At 64.1% G+C, this 16,883-nt stretch carries 14 protein-coding genes and 1 pseudogene; 5 read left to right on the forward strand and 10 right to left on the reverse strand.

Annotated features, from left to right (window positions below; translation table 11 throughout):
- Positions 1 to 20: 20 nt before the first annotated feature.
- The 5 genes from EOB49_RS05810 to EOB49_RS05830 all read left to right on the forward strand — a co-directional run bounded on the left by EOB49_RS05810 (position 21) and on the right by EOB49_RS05830 (position 7,460).
- Complete coding sequence (locus tag EOB49_RS05810; RefSeq protein ID WP_127380430.1) at positions 21 to 2,432, forward strand: FAD-dependent oxidoreductase; 2,412 nt, start codon at positions 21 to 23, stop codon at positions 2,430 to 2,432.
- Positions 2,433 to 2,514: 82 nt separating this feature from the next.
- The gene (locus tag EOB49_RS05815; RefSeq protein WP_127380431.1) at positions 2,515 to 3,768 is read left to right on the forward strand and encodes a sarcosine oxidase subunit beta; all 1,254 of its coding nucleotides are present in this window, start codon (positions 2,515 to 2,517) and stop codon (positions 3,766 to 3,768) included.
- A 20-nt stretch (positions 3,769 to 3,788) separates the two neighbouring features.
- Positions 3,789 to 4,055, forward strand: coding sequence for a sarcosine oxidase subunit delta (locus tag EOB49_RS05820; RefSeq protein WP_127380432.1), 267 nt, complete (start codon positions 3,789 to 3,791; stop codon positions 4,053 to 4,055).
- Positions 4,052 to 6,928 carry a sarcosine oxidase subunit alpha family protein gene (locus tag EOB49_RS05825; RefSeq protein WP_127380433.1) on the forward strand — a complete coding sequence of 959 codons (2,877 nt, stop codon included), beginning with the start codon at positions 4,052 to 4,054 and terminating at the stop codon, positions 6,926 to 6,928. Before EOB49_RS05820 ends, EOB49_RS05825 begins: the two co-directional genes overlap by 4 nt.
- Entirely contained in the window at positions 6,921 to 7,460 is a 540-nt protein-coding gene (locus EOB49_RS05830) for a hypothetical protein (RefSeq protein ID WP_127380434.1), read from the forward strand. Before EOB49_RS05825 ends, EOB49_RS05830 begins: the two co-directional genes overlap by 8 nt.
- A gap of 11 nt (positions 7,461 to 7,471) precedes the next feature.
- Here the strand turns inward: EOB49_RS05830 and EOB49_RS05835 are convergent, their stop codons facing one another.
- From EOB49_RS05835 to EOB49_RS05880, 10 genes and pseudogenes are all read right to left on the reverse strand, one after another.
- Positions 7,472 to 7,957, reverse strand: coding sequence for a hypothetical protein (locus tag EOB49_RS05835; protein ID WP_127328841.1), 486 nt, complete (start codon positions 7,955 to 7,957; stop codon positions 7,472 to 7,474).
- Positions 7,958 to 8,074: 117 nt separating this feature from the next.
- Positions 8,075 to 8,635, reverse strand: a complete 561-nt coding sequence (gene msuE / locus EOB49_RS05840) for an FMN reductase (RefSeq protein WP_127380435.1) — start codon at positions 8,633 to 8,635, stop codon at positions 8,075 to 8,077.
- Between the two features lie 63 nt (positions 8,636 to 8,698).
- Positions 8,699 to 9,946, reverse strand: a complete 1,248-nt coding sequence (locus tag EOB49_RS05845; RefSeq protein WP_127380436.1) for an SfnB family sulfur acquisition oxidoreductase — start codon at positions 9,944 to 9,946, stop codon at positions 8,699 to 8,701.
- A gap of 24 nt (positions 9,947 to 9,970) precedes the next feature.
- Positions 9,971 to 10,777: an ABC transporter ATP-binding protein gene (locus EOB49_RS05850; RefSeq protein WP_164781600.1), complete on the reverse strand. Its 807-nt coding sequence runs from the start codon at positions 10,775 to 10,777 to the stop codon at positions 9,971 to 9,973.
- A gap of 79 nt (positions 10,778 to 10,856) precedes the next feature.
- Entirely contained in the window at positions 10,857 to 12,194 is a 1,338-nt protein-coding gene (locus EOB49_RS05855; protein ID WP_127380438.1) for an ABC transporter substrate-binding protein, read from the reverse strand.
- Positions 12,195 to 12,276: 82 nt separating this feature from the next.
- Positions 12,277 to 13,317: a branched-chain amino acid ABC transporter permease gene (locus EOB49_RS05860; protein ID WP_127380439.1), complete on the reverse strand. Its 1,041-nt coding sequence runs from the start codon at positions 13,315 to 13,317 to the stop codon at positions 12,277 to 12,279.
- A 3-nt stretch (positions 13,318 to 13,320) separates the two neighbouring features.
- On the reverse strand, positions 13,321 to 14,220 hold the full coding sequence (locus EOB49_RS05865; protein ID WP_127380440.1) for a branched-chain amino acid ABC transporter permease: 900 nt from the start codon (positions 14,218 to 14,220) through the stop codon (positions 13,321 to 13,323).
- Entirely contained in the window at positions 14,217 to 15,152 is a 936-nt protein-coding gene (locus EOB49_RS05870) for an ABC transporter ATP-binding protein (RefSeq protein ID WP_127380441.1), read from the reverse strand. The genes EOB49_RS05865 and EOB49_RS05870 overlap by 4 nt, the downstream gene beginning before the upstream one ends.
- Before the next feature lie 124 nt (positions 15,153 to 15,276).
- Positions 15,277 to 16,380, reverse strand: coding sequence for a dimethylsulfone monooxygenase SfnG (gene sfnG / locus EOB49_RS05875; protein WP_127380442.1), 1,104 nt, complete (start codon positions 16,378 to 16,380; stop codon positions 15,277 to 15,279).
- Between the two features lie 166 nt (positions 16,381 to 16,546).
- Positions 16,547 to 16,883 (reverse strand): annotated as a pseudogene (locus EOB49_RS05880) (hydroxyacylglutathione hydrolase); the annotation flags it as partial.

Here is a 16,883-nt window from a genome sequence, read left to right on the forward strand (position 1 = left end):
ACTGGGTGGAGTGCGACAGGATGAAATCCCAATACAGGGCGATCGTCATCGGCGGCGGCGTGGTTGGAGCCTCGGTGCTCTATCACCTGGCGAAGTTCGGCTGGAACGACGTCGCGCTGATCGAACGCGAGGTACTGACAGCGGGATCGAGTTGGCATGCGGCCGGCGGGTTCCATGCACTGAACGCCGATCCCAATATCGCCGCCCTGCAGGCCTACACGATCGACCTGCTCTCCGAAGTGGAGAAGGAATCGGGCCAGAGCATCGGCATGCACATGACCGGCGGCATCTCGGTCGCCTCGGCGCCCGAGCGCTGGGAATGGCTCAAGGCCTCCTACCGCATCTTCCAGACCATGGGCATCGACGATGTCCATCTGGTCGGCGTCGACGAAATCCGACAGCGCTGCCCGATCCTCAACACCGAGGGCATGCTGGGTGGGCTCTATGCCGCGCGCGAAGGTCATATCGATCCTTCGGGCGTCGTTCACGCCTATGCCAAGGCAGCCAGGCTGCGCGGCGCCGACATCATCGAGCACAACCGCGTGCTGGAACTCAACCGCCGCGCCGACGGCGGCTGGGACGTGGTGACAGAGAAGGGCACGGTGATTGCCGAGCACGTCGTCAATGCCGGCGGACTGTGGGCCAAGCAGGTTGGCAGGATGGCCGGCATCGACCTGCCGGTATCGCCGATGGAGCACCATTATCTCGTCACCGAGGCGCTGCCCGAAATCCAGGCGCTGGACAAGGAATTGCCGCTGATCGTCGATCTCGAAGGTTTCACCTACATGCGCCAGGAGCAGAAGGGTCTATTGCTCGGCATCTACGAGATCAACCACAAGCACTGGAACATGGACGGGGCGCCCTGGGACTACGGCATCGAATTGATCCAGGAAGACACCGACCGCATCGCCGACGAACTGGCGCTCGGCTTCAGCCGTTACCCCTGCCTGGAGACAGCCGGCATCAAACGCTGGGTGAACGGCGCCTTCACCTTCTCGCCGGACGGCAATCCGCTGGTCGGCCCGGTGCGCGGCGTGCCTAATTACTGGGTGGCGTGCGGCGTCATGGCCGGCTTCCTGCAAGGCGGCGGCGTCGGCAAGTCGCTGGCCGAATGGATGATCCATGGCGAGCCGGAAGCCGATGTCTACGGCATGGACATCGCCCGCTATGGTGACTTCGCCTCCAACCGCGAATACATCAAGCAGACCACCGGGCAGTTCTATTCGCGCCGCTTCGTCATGAGCTATCCCAACGAGCAGCTGCCGGCGGGACGGCCCTTGAAAACAGCCGGCGCGCATGACGCGATGGATGCCGCCGGCGCGCGCTGGGGCAATTCATGGGGCATGGAAGTGCCGCTCTATTTCGCGCCGCAAGGCTTCGTCGAGACACCGACGCTGAAGCGCTCCAACGCCTTCGACATTGTCGCACAGGAATGCCGCAAAGTGCGCGAAGGTGTCGGCCTGCTCGATATATCAGCCTTCTCGCGCTACGAGATCATCGGGCCGCAGGCCGAAGCCTGGCTCGACCGGCTGCTCGCCTGTGCGCTGCCCAGGCCGGGTCGCGCAAAACTCGCGCCGATGCTGGGTGAAAACGGCAAGCTCAAGGGCGACCTCACCGTCTTCAATTGGGGTGATGGCTCCTGGTGGATCATGGGATCCTACTATCTGCGCCAGTGGCATATGCGCTGGTTCGAGCAACATATGAGCGATGGCGTCACCGTTCGCGACATTTCGGACGCCGTCGTTGGTTTCTCGCTCGCCGGTCCCAATGCGCGAATGCTACTTGAGCGCCTCACACATCAGGACGTTTCGCACCAGGCGTTCGGCTTTCTCGCCTGCAGGACGTTCGATGTCGGACTGGTGCGGGCGAAGGTCGGACGACTGTCGGTCATCGGCGAACTCGGCTACGAGATTCATTGCCGGGCCAATGAGCACATGGGCCTGCGCCGCGCGCTACTTGCCTCAGGCAGCGATCTGGGAGTCACCGAATACGGCTTCAGCGCGGTCAATTCGCTGCGGCTCGAAAAGAGCTTTGGCATCTGGTCGCGCGAATTCACGCAGGACTATACGCCTGATGAGACCGGCATGGACCGCTGGGTCGCCTTCGACAAGGGCGATTTCATCGGCCGCGAGGCGGCCCTGAAAGAGCAGAAGGCTTCATCGAGGCGCACGCTGGTGACGCTCGAAATCGACGCGGCGGATGCCGATGCCAGCGGCTACGAGCCGGTCTGGAACAGAGGCAGGCTGGCCGGCTTCGTCACCTCCGGCGGCTATGGCCATACGGTCGGCAAGAGCCTCGCCATGGCGCTGGTCGAGCGCGAAGCGGCCGATATCGATACGCCGTTGACAACCCACATCGTCGGCGTCGAAAGAGATGCGCGCGTCATCGCTTCGTCGCCATATGATCCACTGGGCAAGGCGATGCGGGCATGACCGATCGAACCGATGACGTCGGTGCGAAAGACCATTCGATGATCCACATTTCTTTCCGAACATCAGGCCTGTCCGGCACGTCATGACCACACGCTATTCCGCCCTGTCGCTGTTCAAGGAGGGCCTGGCTGGCCAGACCGGCTGGCAACCGGCCTGGCGATCGCCCGAGCCGAAGCCGTCCTACGACGCCATCGTCATCGGCGGCGGCGGCCATGGGCTGGCGACGGCCTATTACCTGGCAAAGAATCACAACTTCACCAGGGTGGCCGTGCTGGAAAAAGGCTGGATCGGCGGCGGCAACACAGGGCGCAACACCACTGTGGTACGCTCCAACTACTATTATCCCGAAAGTGTCGAACTCTACGGGCTGGCGCACCAGCTCTATGAGGGATTGTCGAAAGACCTGAACTACAACGTCATGCTGTCGCAGCGCGGCATGGTCAATCTGTGCCACTCGACTGCCGAGATGGAGATCGGGGCGCGCACCGTCAACGCCATGCAGATCAACGGCATCGATGCGGAGCTGTTTTCACCTGACGATGTGCGCCGGGTAGCGCCGATCTATAATTTCTCAGCCAATGCGCGCTTCCCGGTGTTCGGCGGCATCTGGCAAGGCAGGGCCGGCACGGCGCGCCATGACGCCGTCGCCTGGGGCTATGCGCGGGCGGCGAGCCGGCTCGGCGTCGACATCATCCAGAACTGCGAGATCACCGATTTCATCATCGAGGGCGGCCGCTGTCGCGGCGTCCAGACTTCGCGTGGCGCGATCCGGGCCGAGCGCATCGGCATGGCGGTAGCCGGGCATTCTTCGGTGCTAGCGGCCAAGGCCGGCTTCCGGCTGCCGATCAATTCCTATGCGCTGCAGGCCTGCGTGTCCGAGCCGGTCAAGCCGATCCTCGACACGGTGGTGCTGTCGCCCGGCTGCGGCGTCTATGTCAGCCAGTCGGACAAGGGCGAGATCGTCATCGGCGGCGGCCTCGACCGCATTCCTTCCTATGCGCAGCGCGGCAATCTGCCGACGCTGGAGGGGGTGATCGCCGGCCTTTTGGAGATGTTCCCGATCTTCGGCCAGCTCAAGCTGATGCGGCAATGGGCTGGGATCGTCGATGTCGTGCCGGATTCCTCGCCGATCATCGGCGAATCGCCGCTGCCCGGCCTGTTCCTCAATTGCGGCTGGGGCACGGGCGGCTTCAAGGCCATTCCCGCAGGCGGCACGCTGCTGGCAAACCTGCTGGCATCAGGCAAGCACAACGACATCAGCCGCCCGTTCGACCTCGATCGCTTCGCCAGCGGGCGGTTGATCGACGAAGCGGCCGGCTCCGGCATCGCGCACTGAGACAAAGACCAGAGGCAATCATGCAACTCTTTCCTTGCCCGTTCTGCGGCCCGCGTGACGAGACCGAGTTCCACTATGGCGGCGATGCCGGTAACACGCGGCCGGATGGCGCCGACGTGCCGATCGATCGCTGGGCAAACTACCTCTATCTGCGCACCAACCCGAAAGGTACGGCGCGCGAGATCTGGGTTCACATGAACTGCGGCGAGTTCTTCATCATGGAACGCGACACCGTCACGCACAAGGTGCTGTCCTCGGCCGCTCTCGGCGGGGAGCATGCCGCGTGACCGCCTCACGTCTTGCCACCGGCGGCAGCGCCATTGACCGCTCGCGCCCGATCCGCTTCAGCTTCGACGGAACCATCGTGCAGGGCTTTGCCGGCGACACCATCGCCGCGGCGCTGCTGGCGGGTGACGTCGCGGTCGTCGGCCGCAGCTTCAAATACCACCGGCCGCGCGGCATATGGGGCGCCGGCGTCGAGGAGCCCAACGCGCTGGTCGACATCGGCGGCTCGCGGGCGACGCCCAACACGCGCGCCACGACCGAGCCGGCGCGCGACGGACTGGTGGCGAAAAGCGTCAACGCCACGCCCAGCGCGCTGGCCGACCGCAACGCCTTCCTCGACCGTTTCGCGCGCTTCATACCGGCGGCGTTCTACTACAAGACCTTCATGTGGCCGGACTGGCACAGGTTCGAGACCCGCATCCGCGCCATGGCGGGATTGGGCACAGTCGACGCCGACTGGACCTCGCCGGGCAAGGCAGACCAGATCAACCATCATTGCGATGTGCTGGTTGTAGGCGCGGGACCGGCCGGGCTGGCGGCGGCAAGGCTGGCGTCTGGTGCTGGCCTGACCGTCACCCTAGTGGATGACCAGCATAGTCCCGGCGGATCGCTTGGCCATCGTGCCGCGGAGATCGACGGCAAGCCGGCGGCCGTATGGGTCAAGGAGACGATTGCCGAGCTTGCCGCTGGCGGTCACCTCATCCTGCCTTCAACCACCGCCTTCGGCATTTACGACCACAATCTGGTCGGGCTGAATCAACGCCATTTCGACGGCCGGCCGGATACGCTGTGGCGGGTCAGGCCTTACCAGATCGTGCTGGCGGCCGGCGCCATCGAGCGGCCGCTGCCTTTCGCCAACAACGATCTGCCGGGCATCATGTCGGCGGATGCGGCGCTCGCCTATCTCCGGCGCCACGCTGTGCTGGTCGGCCGCCGCATCGTCGTCGCCACCAACAATGACAGCGCCTATGAGGTGGCGGGGGCGCTTGCCGAGGCCGGCGCCGAAGTCAGGCTTGTCGACATCCGGTGCAACGGCACGCCTGCCGCGCCGGCCAATGTCCGGCTGGTCAAAGGGCGCGCGCTGGCTTCCGCCAGCGGCAAGCTGCGCGTCGACGGCGTGACGCTCGACGACGGCACGAGGTTCGATGCCGATTGCGTTCTGGTCTCCGGCGGGTGGACGCCGACCATCCATCTCTTCGGCCAGGCCAAGGGCAAGCTCGCCTGGAGCGATGCGCGCGCGGCCTTCCTGCCGGGCGATCCGGTCGACGGCATTGCTGTTGCCGGTGCCGCTGCCGGCGCGGTCTCCTTGTCGGATGTGTTTGCCGGCGTGGGAAAGGCATTCGCTGGCCAGGCGAACGCGGCAACACCACGCAGCACCGGGCCGGAGGCGACGGCCAGCATTCTGGCGGCATGGCCAATGCCGGGCTCGAAGGGACGCATCTGGATCGACTACCAGAACGACGTGACGGTGAAGGACGTCGAGCTGGCGGCGCGCGAAAACTTCGTTTCGGTCGAACATCTGAAGCGCTACACCACGCTCGGCATGGCGACCGACCAGGGCAAGACCTCCAACCTGCCCGGCCTGGCGCTGATGGCCGGTATCACCGGGCGTACGGTGCCGGAGGTCGGCACCACCACCTATCGTCCGCCGTTCACGCCGGTGCCGCTGGCAAGCTTTGCCGGTGCGCGCGTCGGCGAATTGATGGCGCCAGTGCGCCGGCTGCCGCTCGAAAACGTCCATCGCGCCAATGGCGCTGTCTTCCAGGAATATGGCGGCTGGCTGCGCCCGGCCCACTATGGCGGCAACGCGGACGCGGAGCGTTCGATCGCGGACGAGGCGCTACGCGCCCGTCAGTCGGTCGCGCTGTTCGACGGCTCGACGCTCGGCAAGATCGAGGTGATCGGACCGCAGGCGGCGGCGTTCGTCGATTTCCTCTACTACAACACCATGTCGACGCTGAAGCCGGGCCGCTGCCGCTACGGCTTCATGCTGTCGGAGAACGGCGTGATCTTCGACGACGGCGTTCTGGTCCGGCTGGACGAGCATCGCTTCGTCGTCTCGTGCTCGTCCTCGCATGTCGCTGCCGTTCACGCCCGACTGGAGGAATGGCGCCAGGACCGCTTCGGACGCGGCGCCGTCTACATCCACAACGCCACATCAGACATGGCGACGTTGACCGTCTCGGGGCCAAACTCCCGAAAACTGCTCGAAGCGCTTGGCCTCGGTCTTTCGCTCGGCGATGCCGACCTGCCGCATATGGCGATCGCTCATGGAAGCTATGCAGGCGACGAGGTCCGCATTGCCCGCGTCAGCTTCACCGGCGACAGGAGCTATGAGATTTCGATCCGGGCCGATCGCGCCGAGCCGTTATGGGCGCATCTGCGCAAGGCCGGCCAGGCCTTCGATGCCGTCGCCATTGGTCTCGAGGCGCTGATGATCCTACGGGCCGAGAAAGGCTTCATCGTCATCGGCAAGGACACTGACGGCACCACGCTGCCGCATGATCTCGGCATCGACGGCCCGCGCGTCAAGCGCCAGACCGAGTTCGTAGGCCACCGCTCGCTGTTCACAGAGGAGGCCTCGCGTGACAACCGCATGCAGCTTGTCGGACTAGCGGTGCCGCAAGGCGAAGCGCCGCTGCCGACCGGCGCGCATGGCATCAAACGGATCGACGGCAGATTGCGCAGCCAAGGCTTTGTCACCTCGAGCTACCAAAGCCCGACGCTCGGTCGCCCGGTTGCGCTTGGGCTGATCGAGCGCGGCGCGACGCGGCACGGCGAGACGATCGACATCCAGCATCTCGGCAAGATCAGCAAGGCGACGATTACCGCCCCTTGCGCCTTCGACCCGGCAGGAGAGCGGCTGCATGCGTGATCTCTCGGAAAAATGGTCCGTTGCACCGGACTGGCAGGGCGCGGTCATCGCCACGCCGGGCCTTGCGGTACGAACAGTCTTCGGCCTCAACCAGTTGCTGGTCAGCGGCGACCTCGACGCGTGGGCACGGGCTTCCAGCATCGGCGGGACTGGCGTGGGTGCCTTTGGTATCGCACAGGGCGACCGCTACGCGGCGCGGCTGGCGCGCGACCGGCTGCTTGTCGTGTCGAAGAGCCCGCTTGCCATCGCCATGGGCTGGCACGCGGAAGGGTTCGCTGTGACGGCGATCAGCGCTGGGTTGCAAATATTCGAGGCCGAGGGCATGGCGCTCGACGCTTTCATCGCGCGTGGAACGACGCTCGATCCCGCGAAGCCAAGTGCCAGTGCAGCACTTTCCTTCGCCGGCATCAGCGCCGTCGTCTATCGTCTTGACGGCAAGCTGCGCATCCATGTCGACCGCGGTCTTGCCACTTATCTCTGGACATGGATGGAAACGGCCGCCGGCAACATCGCCGCCGGATCAGCCGACTAACCGGCGACACGTCAGAGCGTGAACGACCAGAACAGGCAGGCCAGCGTCGCGGCGGCAAAGACCACGAAGAACAGGCTGCGCAGCAGCACATTGCGGCGCAGCTCATTCATGACGAAGTGACAACCGACGATCGCCGCGACAAACAGGAACCGCCAGTTGAGCAGCGCCCACACGGCGCTGCCCTGCCCGAACGCCCATCGGGCGACCAGACAGCCGACAATGGTCGCAAACAGTGCGATCACGGTCCAGAAAAGGGCGTCGGCGGCATGGGTCAGGACGATGCCGGCCGCCCTGATCGGCAGGATCATCATCAGCATCGCGCTGAAGAAATAGACAGCGGCAATCGGGATGAACACGCCGGCGTCGGCAATGCCGTCAAGGCGCCTGACGCCGATCGCGCCATAGGGATAGCCGTGCCTGACGACAGCCAAGCTCAGCGCCATGAGCAGAGCGGTCAGCACGGCGACCAGCGCGAAGGATGTGAGGGCTTTGCTCATGACGTTCCTGTCCCAGACGAATCAGACAGGAACGGTTTTAGCGGGCGGTCGTAAATTGCGCGTAAGCGGGGGCGCTGCCCTCACGGATTTCGTTCAGTTCAATCCGCTGACGACAGGCTATTCAGCGGCGATCCTGCCGGCCGAGCGGTTGGCCAGCACGAAGCCGACCTCGTCGACCGCCTGCGCCGCACGCTTCAGGATCGCCTCGGAGCGCAGCACACCGTCGGTGAAATCCTTGTCGGTGGCGTAGACGGCGGTCGGCAGCGCAAAGGCCTCGAAGAAGCCGAACAGCGGCCGCAGCTGATGTTCGACGATCAAGGCGTGGCGCTCGCCACCTCCGGTCGCGGTCAACACGATGGGCTTTCCCCGCAATGCCGCCGGATCGATCAGGTCGAAGAAGTGCTTAAAAAGGCCGGTATAGCTGCCCTTGTAGGTCGGCGAGCCCACGACGAGCACGTCGGCGGCGAGAATCGCCTCCAGGATGACGCGCGCCTGGCCGTCGAGATCTCGGGCCCATTTCGCCGTTCCCAGCGACGGGCCGAGATCCTCGATATCATAGGTGCTCGCCGACAGGCCGTGGCTGGCAGCGATGTCCCTGGTGACCAGATCGACGAAGGCGCGCGTCTTCGACGGCCTGGTGATGTTGCCGGAAAAGCCGACGACTGTTGGATTTGACATGGCAGTGGGCCTCTTGGATGGTCGAAGGTTTGACGTGGCAGGCCGCCCGCCCGCCGGTGGGAATCAGCTCCAGGCGTGCAGCGGCGGATTTTCGCCGTTGAGGAAATATTTGCCGAGGATCGAGTATTTCCAGCGCACCGGATCGTGCAGCGTGTGCGTGCGCGCGTTGCGCCAATGCCGGTCGAGATTGTATTCGGCCAGCGTCGAGCGGGTTCCCGCAAGTTCGAACAGCCTGTTGGTTGCGGCAATGGCGATCTCGGTCGACAGGATTTTTGCCTCGGCGGTGACGATCTGGGCATGCGCGACGGTCTCGGCGGTCGGATCGATCACTGCCCGGTCGATCGCATGACCGGCCTTTTCGAGCAGCGCCTGCGCCGCGTGCAGGCGCAGCGTCAGGTCGCCGATGGCCTGAATGGTGTAAGGATCGTCCCAGGCGTTGTCGACGCCGCTGTCGATCCAGGCGCGGCTTTTGGTCCTGACGAAATTGACGGTCTCGTCGATCGCCGCCTGGGCGATGCCGGTGTCGACCGCCACCTGGATGATCTGGAAGATGGCGCCGTCGGCGGTCGGCCTGTCGTAGCCCTTGTAGCCGGGTACCAGATGGGTCTTCGGCACCTTGACGTTGTCGATGATAACGGTGCCGGACAGCGTCGTGCGCTGGCCAAAGCTCGACCAGTCGTCGATGACGGTCAGGCCGGGTGCGCCGCGGTCGGCGATCGCATACCAGGCGCGGCCCTCGTCATCGAGCGCCACGATCGGCACCAGGTGGGCAAGCAGCGCGCCGGACGAATAGAATTTGCGACCGTTGACAACCACATGATCGCCGGCATCGGTGAAGCGGGTCTCAAAATCGGCGGCGCGCTTGGAGCCGAACTCGGAAAAGGCGTTGCCGAACCGCGTGCCTTTCAACGCTTCGGCAAACAGCAGCTTCTGCTGGTCCGCGTCGGACACGGTGCGGATGGCGGCTACGACGCCGAGATGGTTCTGGGCAACCTGGCCGATCGAGGAATCCGCCGCCGAGATGATCTCGATCACCTTCGCCAGCGTCGCATAGGACACCTCCGGCCCACCGAATGCCTTTGGTACATTGATCGACCAAAGGCCGCTTTGCGAAAAGGCATCGAGTTCGGCGACCGGCCAGATCCGCTCGCGGTCGCGCTGGGAGGAGTCCTTGACGAATTCGGCGGCGAGCGCGTGGGCAATCGCAATCGCCTCCGCATCGTCCTTGATGATGTGCGCTGGCGCGGTCGGCCTTGCGACTGGCGGCACGGCGGCGGAAGCCTTGTCGGTTTTGACGGTCGAAACGGTCATTTCACTGCTCCTTGGGATTTTGGCTCAGGCAACGGCGTGGAGATGGGCGGGCCTGGTGGCGGGTGATGCCTGTTGCCCGGGGTTCGATTGACCGAGATAGAAGGCCCTGATGTCCTCGCGCTGGCGAAGCTCGGCGGCTGCTCCGGCGAGAACGGAAACGCCGTTCTCCAGCACCGTGGCATGGTCTGCATATCGCAGCGCCACCGCGGAGTTCTGCTCGGCGACCAGGATCGACAGGCCGGTCTCGCGGTTGAGTTTTTTCAAGCTCTGGAAGATGTCCTGGACGATCAGCGGGGCGAGCCCCATCGACGGCTCGTCGAGAACCAGCAGACGCGGGCGCGACATCAGCGCCCGGCCGATGGCGGTCATCTGCTGTTCACCGCCGGAGGTCAGGCCGGACAATGTCCGGCGCTTCTCCCTGAGGCGCGGGAAATAGCCGTAGATCCGCTCGAGGTCTTGATTGATCTCGGCGCGGCTGCCGCTGCGGCCGATGCCGCCGGCGATCAGATTCTCCTCGACGGTGAGGCTTTTGAAGCAGTGGCGACCTTCCAGCACCTGAACCAGCCCGGCGCGCACCAGGTCACCCGGTTTGCGGCGCGAGACATCGGACCCTTCATAGCGGATGGTGCCGGCATTGACCTGGCCACGTTTCGCCGGCAGCAGGTTGGAGACGGCCTTCAGCGTCGTGGTCTTGCCGGCGCCATTGGCACCGAGCAATGCCAGTATCTGGCCGCGCCTGAGCTCGAAGCTGACGCCGTGCAGCGCGGTGATGGCGTGGTTGTAGGTGGCATGGACCGCGTCCACGGCAAGAATGACGTCATCGTTCGGCATAGGCTGTTCTTTCGCGGTTCGAAAACCGAACAGGTCGGGCGCCACGGAAACTTGGTCCGCGACGCCCGGCACTGACTGATCAGTTGGTGGTCACAGCATTGGCATCGTCGGCGGTGCGCAGCTTGATGCCCTTCTCGGCGGCGTAGGCCTCGGCGGACTTCTCGATGATCGGCCTCAGCAGCGCCCAGTCCGGCGCGATCCAGTCGGAGACGACGTTCCACTTCTTGCCGTCCCACTGCTGGAAGGTCACGTAGCCTTCGCCTTCATGATTGTCCCAGCTGACATTGATCGAATGGAACAGATCCTTGGCGCCGAGCGCCTCGACCTTGGCCGGATCAAGCTTGAGATGCTCGAAGCCCCAGCGGACCTCATCGCCGGTCAGCGTGCGGTGACCGAACTTCTCCTGCGCGACCCGGATCGCCTCGACATTGAGGATGCCGTTGACGATGCCGAGATTGTGGTAGACCGAGCCGATGCGCGACTTGTCTTCAAGGTTGCCCTTGGAGGCGCCATAGACCGTCTTCACGATCTCCTGCACCACCGGGTAGGAGTTGCCGGAAGCCTGCGTGGTGATGGCGGTGTAGCCCTTGGCGGCGTCGCCGGCGGGGATCACGTCCTCTTCGGAATTCGACCAGACATTGCCGACGATATGGTCGACGGGGAAGCCGACCTTGACCGCCGTCTTCAGCGCCACCGGGTTCATCACGCCCCAGCCGCGCAGGACGACGAAGTCCGGCTTGGCGCGGCGGATCGTCAGCCACTGCGACTGCTGCTCGTTGCCGGGATGCGGCACCTCGATCTGCTGCACGGTGAAGCCGTATTTCTGCGCCAGCAATTCATAGATCGGGATGGTCTCCTTGCCGTAGGGCGAACCGTGATAGAGCACGACGATCTTCTTGCCCTTCAGTCTGTCGATGCCGCCTTCCTTGGAGGCGATGTAGTTCACGATGCCTGATGTCTCGCTGTAGGGATTGAGCAGCAGCGGGAAGACGTAAGGGAAGACACGCCCGTCGGTGGAGTCGGTGCGGCCGTGGTTGACGGTGATCAGCGGCACCTTGTCGGCGGTGATGCGATCGATCATGGCATAGGCGATGCCGACCGAGAGCGGGTTCCAGGCGGCGGCACCGGCATGGCTCTTCTGCCGCTCATAGCATTCGACGCCGCGCTCTACCTCATACTGGGTCTCGCATTCGTCCCAGGTCAGCTTGACGCCGTTGACGCCGCCGTCGCGGACGTTGATGAGGTTGAGATAGTCGATGAAGCCGCCGAAGAAGCCGGTGCCGCCGGCCGCGTAAGGCCCGACGCGATAGCTCTGCAGCGGAAAATATTGCTCGTCGGCGTGCGCGGCCGGCAAGGCCACCGACACGATCATCGCCGCGGACAGCGCCGCCGCCTTGATTGTGCTGAGGAAAGTCATGGTCGAGGTACTCCCGGTATGGGCCGTCTTGGGTTCGGCCCCTTGTTCATTTTCGGATTGGATTCATTTTCAATGCATCAGCTCAAGTCGACTGCCAGGCGAACAGGAGCCGTCTTCGGACCATGTCCCACAGCGCCACCAGCCCGTCGGGTTCAAGGATCAGAAACAGGATGATGAGCGCGCCCAGCACGATGCGCTGGCTCATGTCGAGCACGCCCGAGTCGAAGAGATCGCCAAGCAGAAAGCCGCCGAGGCGCGACAGAGCGAGTGGAAAGACCACGATGAGGGCGGCGCCGAAAAACGCGCCGCGGATCGAAGCCAGACCACCGATGATGATGATGAACAGGATCTGGAACGACCGGTCGAGATCGAAGCCGTCCGGCTCGACGGTCCTGAGATAGGCGAAGGCCCAGATGACGCCGGCAACGCCAATGATGAAGGACGAGATGGCGAAGGCCAGAAGCTTGGTCTTCAGCACCGGAATGCCGATGATGCGGGCGGCGGTTTCATTGTCGCGGATGGCGATGAAGTTGCGCCCGGTCTGCGACGAGACCAGCCTATAGGCAAGGAAGGTCAGCACCGTGACGATGGTCAGCGCGAACAAATAGCGGCCGATGGCGCCGTCGAGCGCGAAACCTGAAATCGACAGTCTCGGCGCGTCGATGACGCCGGACGCCGAGTTGTTGGAAAACCAGCTGAACTTGGTCAGCGCCCATTGCACGAAGAACTGCGCGGCAAGGGTCGAAACCGCGAGATAAAAACCCTTCAGGCGCAGGCTGGGCAGGCCGAAAACGACGCCTATCGCGGCCGCCACTATGCCGGCCAGGAAGATGCTGCCGACCAGCGGCAGGCCTTCGACACGCAGGTTGAAATTATAGGCGGCAAAGGCGCCGGCCGCCATGAAAGCAGCACTGCCAAGCGACACCTGGCCGGCATAGCCGGTCAGGATGTTCAAGCCCACGCCGGCGAGGCTGAGCGCCAGGAAAGGCAGCAGGATGGCCTCGAACAGATAGCTTGAGCCGATCAGCGGCACGACGCCGTAAGCGAAAGCGAGCAAAAGCACGGGCACGACCCATTTCGGCAGCACCGGCGCGGCGGCGAAATCGCTTGTTATCGAGGTCATCGTTCAGATCCTCTCGACGAGCTTCTGGCCGAACAGGCCGGAAGGGCGAATCAGCAGGAAGACGAGGGCGACGACATAGGCAAACCAGCTCTCTATGCCGCCGCCGAAATAGTCGCCGATATAGACTTCGGCGAGCTTCTCGCTGGCGCCGATCAAGAGGCCGCCGACGATGGCGCCGAGGATGGAATCGAAACCGCCGAGCACCAGCACCGGCAGCGCCTTGAGCACCACCAGCGACAGCGAGAACTGCACGCCGAGGCGTGCGCCCCACAGCAGTCCGGCCACCAAAGCGACGAGGCCGGCGGCGGCCCATACAGTGGTCCAGATCAAGGGTAGCCTGAGGCCGACCGCGAGTGCCGCGAACTGATCGTCGGCGACCGCGCGGAAGGAGAGGCCGATGCGGGTGTAGCGGAAGAACAGCGACAGCAGGAGGACCATGCCGGCAGCAACCACGGCCGCGAAGATGTCGAACTGGCTGATCAGCACGCCGCCGATTTCCAGCGGCACGTCCTCGATGCCGAGATCGAGGCCGTGGACCTGCGTGCCCCAGATCAGCTGGGCAGCGCCTTCGATGATGTAGGAGAGGCCAAGCGTCGCCATGAACAGCGTGATCGGCGGCTTGTTGGTCAGCGGCCTGAGCACCGTGCGCTCGATGGCGATGCCGATCGCCACCATGATGGCGAAGGTGACCACCAGCGCCAGCGCGAAGGGAATGCCGCGCTCGACAAGGCTGACGAAGGTGAGTGCCGCAAACAGCAGCATCGCGCCTTGCGCGAAATTGAGCACGCCCGAGGTCTTGTAGATGAGCACGAAGCCGATCGCGACAAGCGAATACATGACGCCTGAGAGCAGGCCTCCGACGAGCACTTCGATGAAGAACTGGTAGTCGAAACCGGCGATCATATGCCTGCCCCGTCCTCATTGTCCGAGGCGACGCCGAGATAGGCATCGATGACGCGCTGGTCGTTCCTGACTTCATCGGGCGTGGCGTCGGCGATCTTGCGGCCGTAGTCGAGGACGGCGATTCGATCGGACAGGCCCATGACGACGCCGACATCGTGCTCGATCAACAGCACGGTGGTGGCGAAACGATCGCGCGCGGCACGGACGAAAGCCGCCATCTCGCTCTTTTCGCTCGCTGTCATGCCGGCCATCGGTTCATCGAGCAAAAGCAGGCGCGGCTCGGCCACCAGAGCGCGGGCCAGTTCGACACGCTTCTGCAGCCCATAAGGCAAAGTGCCGACAAGACGGTCGCGAATGGCGGTGAGATGGAGGAATTCGAGGACCTGTTCGGCACGGCTGCGTGAATCGCGCTGCTCGCCACGCGAGCGGCCGATGCCGAGCACCTGGCCGGCAAAGTTGGAGCGAACCTTGTAGGCAAGGCCAGAGGCGACATTGTCGAGGACGCTGAGGCCCTTGAACAGTGCAAGGTTCTGGAAGGTTCTGGCGACGCCGAGATGGGCCAGCCGCTGCGTCGGGACCTGGGCATAGAAGGTACCGTCGAGCTGGACATGGCCACGATCCGGCCTGTAGACGCCGCTGATGACGTTGATCAGCGAGCTCTTGCCGGCGCCGTTAGGGCCGATGATGGCACGGATTTCGCCTGGTAGAACCGACAGGTCGACGTCGGCCAGTGCGACGACGCCGCCAAACGACAGGCTGATGCCCTGAAGCGAAAGCAATGCTGAGGCAGCGCCGGCAACGGCCCCTGCCGGCTTGGCGACATCTTCGAACGACTGCTCCGGCCGTGGGCTTGACGGCAGGCCGCGCGCAAAGACCTCCGGCGCATAGGCGGAAGCCTCCATCACTCCGAGCGTATAAGTGGGCAGAGGCATTCCAATTGTCCTCGATTGCTTCAGCACGCGCGCAAATCCTCATTGCTGCTCGATGGCTCGAGCGCGCCGGGTAGCTTCCATGCGTGTGCTGGCCGGAATCTCTCCGGCCAACCTGTGCGGGTGACTATTCCGCCGCCAGCGACGCCGCTGCCTCGGCGTCTTCCAATTCGCGAACGAGCGGGATGACATGCTCGCCGAAATACTCGACCTCTTCCTGGAAGTGCAGGAAACCGAGCAGGATGAGATCCGCACCCGCGCGCTTCAGGTCGACGACGCGTTGAGCAACCTGCCTGGGAGTGCCGATCAGGTTGGAGCGGAAGCCGTCATTGTACTGGACCAGGTCGTCGAAGGACGATTTCGCCCAATTGCCCTCGCCTTCCGGCGAGGCCTTACCGGCATTCTTGACCTCGTGGCCAAAGGCGTTTACCGCCTCGGGATTGGCCTTGGCGATGATTTCGGCGAGCACCGCCCTCGCCTCCTCCTCGGTCTCGCGAACGACGGCGAAAGCGTTGACGCCGACCTTGACGGAATGGTTGTTGGCCTTCGCCTTGGCCCTGAGGTCGTCGACCTGCTTGGCGATTTCGGCCGGCGTGTTGCCGTTGGTGAAGTACCAGTCCGAAACCCGTGATGCCATGTCGCGTGCGGCGCGCGACGAGCCACCCTGGAAGATTTCGGGCAGCGGCCGCGGCGGCTTCGGCTTCAGCGAATATTCGTTGAAGCGGTAGAAATCACCACGGAAGGTGAAGCTGTCTTCAGTCCATATTCCGCGCAGCGCACGAATGAATTCTTCCGAGCGGCGGTAGCGCTCGTCATGGTCGAGCCAATGCTCGCCAATAGCGTGGAACTCGCCGCGGAACCAGCCGGAGACAAGATTGATCGCGACGCGGCCGTTGGTCAGGTAGCTGATGGTGGCGATCTGCTTGGCCGCCAGCGCCGGGTTCCATGGCCCGGGCAGGATCGCGGCGATGACCTTGAGCGTGGTGGTCGCCGCCAGCAGATCATGGCTGAACGCCACCGATTCATGCTGTTCGTCGGCGCCGTAGCCGGCGGTGAAACGGATCTGGCTGAGCGCGTAGTCGAAGCCGGACCTCTCGGCGATCTGCGCCAGCTTGCGGTTGTACTCGGCCGAATGGTTGGTGCGCTGCTCGATGTTGGAGATCACCAGGCCGCCCGAAACATTCGGCACCCAGTAGGCAAACTTGATCGCGTCGGTCTCTGCGTGTGCCATGAAATGTCTCCCATTCAGGCCGTGTCATTGATCGATCCGGCCGCAGCCGAACTTCGCCGATATTTATTATGTTTATAGAATATATATACAAAGAAGGATTTTCCGTTTTTGGGGCACTCTTGGGACGGAAATACCAATTTTCGCTGCCGAACCCGGCCTGCAGATGTCAGCCCGCAAGAGGGCCATGCGCGGCATGGGCGCCGATCACCTGCGCTGACGGCAGCGTAACCAGCAGCTTGGCAATTTCCCCCGCGACCGCCTGGGCATGGCGGGCGACTTCCGGCAGACCCATGAGCTCGCCGAAAGTGCCTCGTGCCAGCGGGCCGGCGACCAGGAGTGTCGCGACCGCCGCGCCGTCCCGGCCGATCGCCCGGCTGTCGAGACCTGTCTCGATGCCAAGCCCATATTGGTCCGTCCTGATCAAGCCGGATTCCGCCAGCGAGCTTAGCGCCGGGCTCAGCTGCAGCGCCCGCCCATGGGCCGGACCGGTGGTGTTGATGACG

This window comes from Mesorhizobium sp. M7A.F.Ca.MR.148.00.0.0 (assembly GCF_003997735.1).
Lineage (GTDB): Bacteria > Pseudomonadota > Alphaproteobacteria > Rhizobiales > Rhizobiaceae > Mesorhizobium.